Origin of the sequence: Mycolicibacter longobardus, assembly GCF_002102265.1 — a bacterium.
Taxonomy (GTDB): domain Bacteria; phylum Actinomycetota; class Actinomycetes; order Mycobacteriales; family Mycobacteriaceae; genus Mycobacterium; species Mycobacterium longobardum.
Map to the genome: position 1 here is coordinate 149055 of NZ_LQPG01000026.1, position 10194 is coordinate 159248.

At 69.2% G+C, this 10194-nt stretch carries 11 protein-coding genes; 9 read left to right on the forward strand and 2 right to left on the reverse strand.

The features are described 5' to 3' along the window. The first annotated feature begins 44 nt into the window (after positions 1 to 44). The 5 genes from AWC16_RS14455 to AWC16_RS14475 are packed head-to-tail and all read left to right on the forward strand — an operon-like array spanning position 45 to position 4156. Positions 45 to 992 carry a DUF4129 domain-containing protein gene (locus AWC16_RS14455; RefSeq protein WP_308213330.1) on the forward strand — a complete coding sequence of 316 codons (948 nt, stop codon included), beginning with the start codon at positions 45 to 47 and terminating at the stop codon, positions 990 to 992. Continuing rightward, a complete protein-coding gene (locus tag AWC16_RS14460; RefSeq protein ID WP_085265430.1) occupies positions 989 to 1477 on the forward strand; it encodes a hypothetical protein in 489 nt (162 codons plus the stop codon). The genes AWC16_RS14455 and AWC16_RS14460 overlap by 4 nt, the downstream gene beginning before the upstream one ends. Next, a complete protein-coding gene (locus AWC16_RS14465; protein WP_085265431.1) occupies positions 1474 to 2454 on the forward strand; it encodes an AAA family ATPase in 981 nt (326 codons plus the stop codon). The genes AWC16_RS14460 and AWC16_RS14465 overlap by 4 nt, the downstream gene beginning before the upstream one ends. A gap of 53 nt (positions 2455 to 2507) precedes the next feature. Beyond that, a complete protein-coding gene (locus tag AWC16_RS14470; RefSeq protein WP_109561423.1) occupies positions 2508 to 3710 on the forward strand; it encodes a DUF58 domain-containing protein in 1203 nt (400 codons plus the stop codon). Next, the gene (locus tag AWC16_RS14475; protein WP_085265433.1) at positions 3710 to 4156 is read left to right on the forward strand and encodes a hypothetical protein; all 447 of its coding nucleotides are present in this window, start codon (positions 3710 to 3712) and stop codon (positions 4154 to 4156) included. The genes AWC16_RS14470 and AWC16_RS14475 overlap by 1 nt, the downstream gene beginning before the upstream one ends. Positions 4157 to 4161: 5 nt before the next feature. Here the strand turns inward: AWC16_RS14475 and AWC16_RS14480 are convergent, their stop codons facing one another. Both AWC16_RS14480 and AWC16_RS14485 read right to left on the reverse strand, forming a co-directional pair. Further along, positions 4162 to 5292 carry a nitronate monooxygenase gene (locus AWC16_RS14480; protein ID WP_085265434.1) on the reverse strand — a complete coding sequence of 377 codons (1131 nt, stop codon included), beginning with the start codon at positions 5290 to 5292 and terminating at the stop codon, positions 4162 to 4164. Between the two features lie 158 nt (positions 5293 to 5450). After that, positions 5451 to 6254, reverse strand: a complete 804-nt coding sequence (locus AWC16_RS14485; protein ID WP_085265435.1) for an HAD family hydrolase — start codon at positions 6252 to 6254, stop codon at positions 5451 to 5453. A gap of 114 nt (positions 6255 to 6368) precedes the next feature. On the opposite strand from AWC16_RS14485, the gene AWC16_RS14490 reads away from it, so the two are divergent. From AWC16_RS14490 to AWC16_RS14505, 4 genes are all read left to right on the forward strand, one after another. Then, on the forward strand, positions 6369 to 6605 hold the full coding sequence (locus AWC16_RS14490; protein ID WP_085265436.1) for a hypothetical protein: 237 nt from the start codon (positions 6369 to 6371) through the stop codon (positions 6603 to 6605). Between the two features lie 131 nt (positions 6606 to 6736). Then, on the forward strand, positions 6737 to 7234 hold the full coding sequence (locus AWC16_RS14495; RefSeq protein ID WP_085265437.1) for a hypothetical protein: 498 nt from the start codon (positions 6737 to 6739) through the stop codon (positions 7232 to 7234). Between the two features lie 36 nt (positions 7235 to 7270). Further along, positions 7271 to 8545, forward strand: coding sequence for a competence/damage-inducible protein A (locus tag AWC16_RS14500; protein WP_085265438.1), 1275 nt, complete (start codon positions 7271 to 7273; stop codon positions 8543 to 8545). Between the two features lie 48 nt (positions 8546 to 8593). Next, positions 8594 to 10048, forward strand: a complete 1455-nt coding sequence (locus AWC16_RS14505) for a lipase maturation factor family protein (protein WP_085265439.1) — start codon at positions 8594 to 8596, stop codon at positions 10046 to 10048. Positions 10049 to 10194: the final 146 nt, after the last annotated feature.

Sequence of the window (10194 nt, forward strand, 5' to 3'; positions counted from 1 at the left end):
GGCATGCCACTATTGGGAATGCCGCGGCGACGGCGGGAATTCCGGTGACAGCCGGTAGCGACAGGACGACCGTGCGGATGATCGCCCTGATCGCGCTGCTGCTCGTCACCGGTGCCGCCACTCGCGGATACCTGCCCGGTACCACGCGGGGTCCTCGCCCGGAGGCCACCGCAGGCCCGGTGGAACCGATCGTTCTTGTGGCACTGCTCGCGATCTCCACCGCCGCGATCATCGTCGCCGTCGTTCACCGCGCCCGCCATCAGCGCGCGGCCGCCGGCAGCATCGGCCAGCTGTCGGTGACAGCGGGGGCCGCACCACAGCGGCCGCCGTGGCGGGTGGTGCTGATAATCCTGGCCGGGCTGGCACTGTGGCTGCTGACGATCCTGCTGCTGGCGAACCTGGAAGGGGCGCTCCGGTTCGCCATCCCGGTCGAGCTCTTCGGGTCACGAGAGACGGCGCCCGCGGCCCCGGGAACCCCGGGCACCGCGCCGCCATCGACCCCCGGCGGGCCGGCCGGTGCCGGATCCGGATATCTGTTGGCGCTGTCCACCATGCTGCTGGCGCTGATCGCCATCGTGGTGGTCGCCACCCGCACCCGGCGCCCGGACCCTCGGCCGCCCGAAACAGCGGTGGTTCCGGCGGTCGGCGCCGCGCCGGATGCGGGCGAAACATTGGCGCAGGCGGCAGAACTCGGTCTGAGCCGGGTCGCTGATCGCGGTCGCGGGCCCCGGGAGGCGATCATCTCCTGTTACGCGGTGATGGAACAACACCTGGGCACCGTCCCCGACGTCGCACCGCGGGACTTCGACACCCCCACCGAAGTGCTGGCGCGGGCCGTCGAACACCACGCCCTGCCCGCGGACAACGCGTCCCGGCTGGTGGAGCTGTTCACCGAAGCGCGCTTCAGCGCACACCTGATGACGGAGCGGCACCGCGAAGACGCGGTTGCCGCGCTGCGGCTGGTGCTCGACGAGTTGCGGAGTCAAAGATGAAAAGTCTTGTTCTGCAAGGTATCTTGCTGGTCACCGTCACAGAGACGGTGGCGCTGATGACCCACCAGCGCCACCTTCTGCTGTGGGTGACCGGCATCGCGGTCGCGCTGCCGTTGATCGGCATCCGGCGCCTGTTGACCACCGCCGGCTCGGACTCGGCCCCGGATCCGGTGGCCACCGATGAGCGCGGCGAGTCGTTGCGGCAGTGGCTGTCGGGCACCGAAGCCCGAATCCGATGGTCGGAATCGACGAGGGCCGACTGGGATCGGCGCTGGCGGCCGATCCTGGCCAGCCGATTCGAGCTCTCCACCGGCGCGCGGAGAACAACCGATCCCGCGGCGTTCCGCGCCACCGGAGCGATGCTGTTCGGCGACGAGCTGTGGCCATGGGTGGACCCCGGCAACGTCGCGCCCGGCGGCGACCGCGGTCGCGGCCCGGGACGCGCTGTGCTGGAAGAGATTCTGTGCCGGCTGGAGCAGCGATGAGCACCGGGCTGTCCGGGGCGGCAACCACCGCTGAACGCTGCACCGCGGTGCTCGACGAGATCGAGCGGGCCGTGGTGGGCAAGCGGGCCGCGCTCACCCTCATTCTGACCACCGTGCTCGCCGGCGGCCATGTGCTCATCGAAGATCTGCCGGGCCTGGGCAAGACCTTGATCGCCAGATCGTTCGCATCGGCGCTGGGACTGGACTTCATTCGGGTGCAGTTCACCCCGGATCTGCTGCCCGCCGACCTGCTGGGCACCACCGTCTACGACATGTCCGCGGGGCGATTCGAATTCCGGCGCGGGCCGATCTTCACCAACCTGGTGTTGGCCGACGAGATCAACCGAACCCCGCCCAAGACCCAGGCGGCCCTGCTGGAGGCGATGGCCGAAGGCCAGGTCAGCATCGACGGCCACACCCACCGCTTGCCGTCGCCGTTCATCGTGCTGGCCACCGACAACCCGATCGAGTACGAGGGCACCTACCCGCTGCCCGAGGCCCAGCTGGACCGATTCGCGATCCGGTTGCGCCTGGGCTACCTCTCCGAGCAGGGGGAGGCGGCCATGCTGCGCCGGCGCCTCGACCGGGGTGCCGCCCTGCCGACGGTGCGCAAGGTGATCGACGCCGACGACCTGATCGCGATGCGCGAAGCCGTGGAACAGGTCAGCGTGCATGACGACGTACTGCGCTACGTGGTGTCGCTGGCGGCCGGAACACGACACCACCCGCAGGTGGCGGTGGGCGCCAGCCCTCGATCGGAACTCGACCTGGTGCAACTCGCCCGGGCTCGGGCACTGCTGCTCGGCCGCGACTATATGATCCCCGAAGACGTCAAAGCGCTGGCCACGTCGGCGATCGCGCACCGGATCACGCTGCGGCCGGAGATGTGGGTACGGCGCGTCCAGGGTTCGGATGTGGTGGACGAGCTGCTGCGACGGCTACCGGTACCGCGAACACCGGATGCGGCATCGACGTGAGCCCCGACATCGAGGTTGTATTGCGCTGGCGGGCCTCACCATTGGCGAAGGCGATGGCCACCGCTGCCGCAGCGGCGCTGGTGGTCGCAGTGGGCGGATCGCGCTGGCAGTTGATCGCCTTCGCCGCGCCGCTGCTCGGAGCGCTGTGCTCACTCGGCCGGCAGCCACCGGTACCGGCGATCCGGGTACGCGCCACGCCGCCGGTGCAACGCTGCTTCGAAGCCGAACCGGTCGAATTGGCGCTCGTCGCAACCACATCGGCCCGCGACGCGACCCCAATCAGCCTGGTGATGCCGGCGGATCCGGCGCTGACTTTGCAGACCGTCGACAACGCAGCCGAGTCCGGGTGCCGAAAATCGTTGACCGTCACCGCCGAACGCTGGGGCCGCTACCCGATTCGGGCGACCGTGGGCACCGTGGGGCGCGGCGGGCTGCTGGCCGGGACCGCCACCGTCGAGGTCGCCGAGGTCACCGTGTTCCCGCTGGCGCCGCCGCAGTCCACACCGGTCCCGCGCAGTGAGTTGCTCGACCGGGTCGGCACCCACCTGACCCGGCACGCGGGCCGCGGTGTGGAGTACGCCGACATCCGCGCCTACGTTCCCGGCGACCCGCTGCGCTCGGTGAATTGGCCGGTCAGCGCTCGGCGCGGCAGCCTGCACGTGACCCAGCGGCTGACCGACCGTGCCGCCGACGTGGTGGTGCTGATCGACGCCTCCGACCAGCCCCGCGGCCCGGCGACCGTGGCAACCGAACGATCGGTGCTCGGCGCGGCGCAGGTGGTGCAGACCGCGTTGCGCAACGGCGACCGCGCCGGGATCGTCGTACTCGGTGGCCAACGCCCGCGCTGGGTCGGCGCGGAGATCGGGCAGCGCCAGTTCTATCGCATCGTCGATACGGTCCTGGGCGCCGGAGACGGGTTCGAGACCACCACCGGAACGCTCGCGCCCCGGGCGGCGGTACCGGTGGGCGCGTTGATCATCGCGTTCTCCACCCTGCTGGACACCGAGTTCACCCTGGCGCTGACCGACCTGCGTAAACGCGGGCACGTGGTGCTTGCGGTCGACGTGCTGGCCGGTTCACCGTTCGAGCACGAACCGGATCCGTTGGTGTCCCGGATCTGGACGCTGCAGCGCGCCGCCATGTATCGGGATATGGCCACGATCGGTGTCGACGTCGCCTCGTGGCCTGATCAGCAGCCCCTGGAGCAGGCGATGCGGGTGGCCACGCAGCGGCGTCGTCCTACGTCGGTGCGGTGATGGCGCGTTCGGCCGGCGTCGCCACGTCGCTACCGCTGGTGCCCTCCGGCATGTGTGGGCTGGCGATGGCGGCGGCCGCCGGTGCGAATGCCTCCGGCATGGCCGCGGGCGCGGCGCTGCTGGCCGTCGGCGCGGTGCTGGTCGGGCTGTGGTGGCGGCCGGCGGCGACGGTCGCGGTGCTGCTCGCCGTCGTCGCGATCGGCCTCACAGACCCGTCGACGGTGTCGGCGGCGGTGGCCGGTCTCGCCGCGGTGGGCTACCTGGTGTTGCGCCACGTCGGCACGGTGACGGTCCCGACCGTGACCTTCGCCCTCGGGTTCACCGTCGCGGGGGTGGTCGCGACGGTGTTCCCATGGAGCCTGCCCTGGCTACCGCTGCTGGCGCCGTTCGCGGCGTTCGGCCTCTACGCGCTTGCCGCGCAACCGTTTCTGGCTGCCGAGCCGTAGGCAGCTCAGACGCCGGAGGCTTCGTTGAGCGCTTCGAGGGTGCTGGTCGCGTCGAGGTACTCCTGCACCCAGCGCTGCATGACGGTCGCGGTCTTCTCCACCTTGGTGAACTGGCCGACGACCTGACCCACCGGGTTGAACGCCACGTCGACGCTCTCGTTGGGGTACTTGTTCGTGGCCCGCACCGCCATCCCGGAGACCATGTACTGCAGCGGCATGCCCAGCGGCTTGGGGTTCTCCGGCTGCTCCCACGCCTCGGTCCAGTCGTTGCGCAGCATCCGGGCCGGCTTGCCGGTGAAGGATCGGCTGCGGACGGTGTCGCGACTGCCGGCCTTGATGTACGCCGCGTGCTGGGCCTCGGTGTTCGAGGACTCCTCGACCATCAGCCACTGGGAACCGGTCCACGCGCCCTGGGCGCCCAGCGCCAGCGCCGCCGCGATCTGCTGACCGCTGCCGATGCCACCTGCGGCCAGCACCGGCACCGGTGCCACCGCCTTGACGACCTCGGGCCACAACACGATCGAGCCCACCTCGCCGCAGTGGCCGCCGGCCTCGCCGCCCTGGGCGATGATGATGTCCACACCGGCTGCGGCGTGCTTACGCGCCTGCGAGGCAGAGCCGCACAATGCGGCCACCTTGCGGCCCGCCTCGTGGATGTGCTTGATCATGTCGGCCGGGGGAGTCCCCAGCGCGTTGGCGATCATCGTCACCTTCGGGTGCTGCAGTGCCACCTCGACCTGCGGCGTGGCGGTCGCTTCGGTCCAGCCGAGCAGTTGCAGGCTGTCGTCGTCGGCGTTCTCGACGGGAACACCGTGGTCGGCAAGGAGCTTCTTGCCGAAGTCGAGGTGCTGCTGGGGCACCAGCTTGCGGAGTGATTCGGCCAGCTCCTCGGCGGACTGCCCGGAATCCATCCCCTCGTACTTGTTGGGGATGACGATGTCGACGCCGTAGGGGTGGTCCCCGATGTTCTCGTCGATCCACTTCAGCTCGATCTCCAGCTGTTCCGGCGTGAAACCGACAGCACCGAGCACTCCGAACCCGCCGGCCTTACTCACCGCGACGACCACGTCGCGACAGTGGGTAAAGGCGAAAATCGGGAACTCGATGCCGAGTTCGTCGCAGAGGGGAGTGTGCATGACCTACTCCTTCACGGGGCGGCTGATTGAAGTGGAACGTGTTCTAATTAAGTACCAGACGCAGCATCACGAGGCCAGTCGGCCTTCGGTGGGCTGGTGAAACGTAACACTACCGGCAATCGTGTATTCGGTCAGCGGGGGTGCGCTCGGCGGGGTACTCAGCGCGTGGTGACGGCCCGCAACACCGCCACGCCGAACCCGGCCGCGCGGCGCAGGGATCGTCCGGTGCTCCGGCTGGGGCCGGTGACATGCAGCACCGGCCAACCGCGCTCGGCGGCCAGCGTCGCCAGCCCGGGCCGTGGATTGACCGGCCGCGGCCGGCCCACCAGCGACATCAGGGCGGCATCCTCGTCGCCGTCGGCGTAGAAGAAGCTCTGGGCGAGGTCGATCCCGTTGCCGGTGCAGAACGCCTGCACGGTGGCGGCCTTCTGCGGCCCCCACACCACGGGTTTGATGATGTCCCCGGTCAGGACGCCCCGCTCGTCGACTTCGAACCGGTTGCACAGCACCTGCCCGATCCCCAGGAAGTGGGCGACGGGCTCGGCGTGAATGGTCAGCGCCGAGGAGCTCAGCACGACGGTGTGGCCGCGCTGCTGGTGCGCCTGGACGATCTCGTGCATGTGCGGGTAGATCCGGGACGTGATGTGGTCGGCGAACAGCCGTTCGCCGACGTCGTTGAGCACCGTGATGGACTCGCCGCGCAGGTACCCGGCCGCACGCACCAGCAGCCGCTCGAACTGCATGCGGCCTAGGCGGTATCGCACAGCGGCCTCGACCACCCCGAGCACCTCACCGGCCCGGGCCTGGCGCCTGCGGATCCGGTCACCGGCGTGGGCGGTGGCGGTGAACCCGGACACCAGCGTGCCGTCCAAGTCGAAGAACGCCCCGATCCGAGCGCCCGGCTCGGTCCGGGTCACGTCGGCGATCGGGTCGGCGATCAGATCGCGGGGTAGGGCGGCCATCGGCGTCGATGTTACGTCGACGGGCCGTGCGCGCGTGGTCACGCGCCGCGCCGTCGGATGACGAATTCGGCAGCTGATAGCGTGTTCGGCCTATGCGAAAAGAGGGCCGCCTGCATGACCAATGAGACCACCGCGACCGACGCGCGGGAAGCTCTGTCCGAGCGGGCCGAGCAGTCCGGCTGGCGGCGCACCCAGCGGGAGCGTGTCGACATCTACAGCCGCGGCGTCTACCACGTTCACGCGATATGGCGCGACAGCGGCACCCTCAACGGCGGATCCCACTACGAGGATTCGATTCTGCTGACCTACACCACTGACCTCGCGAAGGTTCAGAGCTGGCTGGCCCGCTGACGCCGGCTCGATAACCGGGGCGGCTCCGGTTCGCAACGGTTGAATAACCGCCCCTCGTGTCACACGGGCAACATTTTTCACACGGCTAACTTCAGTCCCGACCTTGTTGTTACTGGGATGGGGAAGAAGCCATGTCACGAATCCGTAATTGCCTCACCGTCGCGGCCGGCGCCGCCGCGGGACTGTTCCTGGCGGCGCTGGCGTCCAGCGCCACCGCCAACGCCGACACCGTGCCGATCAACCCCGGCCTGCCCGGCGTGGTCGAGCAGGTCGTCGCACAGTCGACGAGCATCCCGCAGCAACTGCTGCAGACCACCACGTCCGCGCTGAGCGGCACCACACTGGCCCCGGCCGCGACGCCCGGGCAGTCGCCGATCGCCACCGCCACCCTCAACGTCCCGCAGGCACCGGGTGCGCAGACCGCGGCCACCTCCGCCACCGGCCTGCCCGGACTGTCGAGCCTTCCGGACAGTCTGAGCTCGGTGCTGCCGTTCCCGATGCCGAACTTCGGCGGTAGTGCACCGGTGGCGGCGACGCCGACGGCGTTCGCTCCCACCGGTTACCTGCCGTCGGCTCCGGTGGCGCCGGTGACTCCGATGGAAGTCGTGCTGATTCCCGGCTTGCCCTGACTCCGGCCTTGAGACGGACTGCGTAACCTCGGACCGGTGAGCGCACGCGCAGGAATCGTCGTCACCGGTACCGAGGTACTCACCGGCCGGATTACCGATCGCAACGGACCGTGGCTGGCCGATCGACTCCTTGAACTGGGAGTCGAGCTGGCGCACATCACGATCTGCGGCGACCGGCCCCGGGATATCGAGGGCCAACTGCGGTTCCTGGCCGCCGAGGGTGTGGATCTGATCATCACCAGCGGCGGTCTGGGGCCGACGGCCGACGATCTGACGGTCGACACCGTCGCCCGGTTCTGCGGCCGCGACGTCGTCCTCGACGCCGAGCTGGAAGCCCGGATCGCGGCGATCATCAAACCGATGATGGCGCGATTCACGGGTCCGGGTGCCCCGGATTTCGCGACGGTCCGGGCGGCCAATCGCAAGCAGGCGATGGTCCCCGCCGGTGCGACCATCCTGGATCCGGTGGGCACGGCCCCCGGTGTGGTGGTGCCGGGCACTCCGACGGTGATGGTGCTGCCGGGGCCGCCTCGTGAACTGCAACCGATGTGGCACAAGGCGATAGCGACCGCTGCGGTGCAGGACGCGATCGCCGGCCGCACCCATTACGAGCAGCAGACGGTGCGGATGTTCGGTCTGCCCGAATCCGGCCTGGCCGACACCCTGCGGCACGCTCAAGAGGTCGTCGACGGTTTCCATCGGCTGGAGATCACCACCTGCCTACGGCGCGGCGAGCTCGAGATCGTCACTCGCTACGAACCCGAAGCCGCCGGCGCCTATGCCGAGGTGCTGGCGCTGCTGCGTGAACGGCACGCCCGGGCGATCTTCTCCGAAGATGGTTCGCGGGTCGATGATCTGGTAGCGAGACTGTTGGCGGGCCGACAGATCGCGACCGCCGAATCCTGCACCGCCGGCATGCTGGCGGCCCGGCTGACCGACCCGCCGGGCGCCTCGGCCTACCTGGCGGGCGGCGTGGTGTCCTACTCCAACGACGCGAAGGTGGATCTGCTCGGCGTCGACGCGGCCCTGATCGCCGAGCACGGCGCGGTCTCCGAGCCGGTGGCTGAGGCGATGGCCGCCGGTGCGCTGCACCGCTTTGCCGCGGACACCGCGGTCGCCATCACCGGCATCGCCGGGCCCGACGGTGGAACGCCCGACAAACCGGTGGGCACGGTGTGCTTCTGCGTGGCGCTGGGTGACGGCCGGATGCTCACCCGGACCACCCGGCTGCCGGGGGACCGGGCCGACGTCCGGGAACGCTCGACGACGGTGGCCATGCATCTGCTGCTGCGGGCACTGTCAACCGACTGATTCCTCCCGCTTGCGGTGGTATGAACATCACACCGAGGAGTTGCGGGTGTGAACACAGACTGGGCGTGGTTCGGCGGATCCGGGTACTGGCTGGGCCGGTTGGTGCTCGAACGTGGGATCGCCGCTGTCTACGTCATCGCCTTCGTCGCCGCCGCACGCCAGTTCCGCGCGCTGATCGGCGAACACGGCATGCTGCCGGTACCGCGGTTTGTGCGGCGGCACCCGTTTCGGTTGACGCCCAGCATTTTTCATCTGCACTATTCGGATCGGTTCTTCGCCGGCGTGTGCTGGCTGGGGGCGGGTTTGGCGGCGGCCCTGGTGGCGGGAGCCGGAGAGCTGGTGCCGCTGTGGGCGGTGATGGTGATCTGGCTGCTGCTGTGGGCGCTGTACCTGTCGATCGTCAACGTCGGACAGACGTGGTACTCGTTCGGGTGGGAGTCGATCCTGCTGGAGTCCGGATTTCTGGCCGTCTTTTTGGGCAACGACCGCGTCGCGCCGCCGGTGCTGGTCATGTGGCTGGCCCGCTGGCTGCTGTTCCGGATCGAGTTCGGGGCCGGGCTGATCAAACTGCGCGGTGACTCCTGTTGGCGGGACCTGACCTGCCTGTACTACCACCACGAGACCCAGCCGATGCCGGGTCCGCTGAGCTGGTTCTTCCACCACCTGCCCAAACCCCTGCACCGGATCGAGGTCGCCGGCAACCACTTCGCCCAGCTGCTGGTGCCGTTCGGATTGTTCGCCCCGCAGCCGATCGCCGGGATCGCCGCCGCGATCATCATCGTCACCCAGCTGTGGCTGGTGGCCTCCGGCAACTTCGCCTGGCTGAACTGGCTCACGATCATCTTGGCCGCCGGCGCGCTCGACGAATCCTGGTTCAGCGCGGTGGGATTGCAGCCGCCGGTGATGCCCGGCCCGCCGGTTTGGTTCACCGCGCTGGTGCTGGCTTTCACCGCGACGGTGCTGGTGTTGAGCTACTGGCCGGTGCGCAACATGGCGTCGCGCCATCAGCGAATGAACGCCAGCTTCAATCCGCTTCACCTGGTCAACACCTACGGTGCGTTCGGCACCGTCGGCCGCTCCCGCCGAGAAATGGTGATCGAGGGGACCGCGGAGACCGAGATCATCGACCAGACGGTCTGGCGGGAATACCAGTTCAAGGGCAAACCCGGTGCGGTGGAACGGCTTCCGCGGCAGTGGGCGCCCTATCATCTGCGCCTGGACTGGCTGATGTGGTTCGCCGCGCTGTCGCCGCGGTACGCACTGCCATGGCGGGACGCGCTGCTGGAGCGCCTGCTGCGCAACGACCGGGACACGTTACGGCTGTTGCGCCACAACCCCTTTCCCGACAGCCCACCGCATTTCGTGCGGCTGTTGATCTATGACTACCGGTTCACCACTCCGGCCGAGCGGCGGCGGGATCGGGCGTGGTGGCACCGCACCCTGGTGGGTGTCTACCTGCCGCCGGTCTCGGCAGGCACGTTGCCCAAGCCCGCGCCGCGCTGATCACCCAGCTTCGCGCCAGTCGTCGTCGGGGTTGGTTGGCGGTGGGTGTTCGTCGCTGGGTGGGGTGTGTCGGGTGTGGTAGTCGATGACGGCTTCGATGAAGTGGAAGGGGTTGGTTCGGGGTTGGCCGTGGTCGAGTTGGGGTG

Coding starts and splice junctions, on each gene's coding strand:
- AWC16_RS14470 (WP_109561423.1), top strand. CDS start 2,508: ATGGCCACCGCTGCCGCAGCGGCGCTGGTGGTCGCAGTGGGCGGATCG.
- AWC16_RS14485 (WP_085265435.1), bottom strand. CDS start 6,254: ATGGCCGCCCTACCCCGCGATCTGATCGCCGACCCGATCGCCGACGTG.
- AWC16_RS14495 (WP_085265437.1), top strand. CDS start 6,737: ATGTCACGAATCCGTAATTGCCTCACCGTCGCGGCCGGCGCCGCCGCG.
- AWC16_RS14475 (WP_085265433.1), top strand. CDS start 3,710: ATGGCGCGTTCGGCCGGCGTCGCCACGTCGCTACCGCTGGTGCCCTCC.
- AWC16_RS14460 (WP_085265430.1), top strand. CDS start 989: ATGAAAAGTCTTGTTCTGCAAGGTATCTTGCTGGTCACCGTCACAGAG.
- AWC16_RS14490 (WP_085265436.1), top strand. CDS start 6,369: ATGACCAATGAGACCACCGCGACCGACGCGCGGGAAGCTCTGTCCGAG.
- AWC16_RS14480 (WP_085265434.1), bottom strand. CDS start 5,292: ATGCACACTCCCCTCTGCGACGAACTCGGCATCGAGTTCCCGATTTTC.
- AWC16_RS14465 (WP_085265431.1), top strand. CDS start 1,474: ATGAGCACCGGGCTGTCCGGGGCGGCAACCACCGCTGAACGCTGCACC.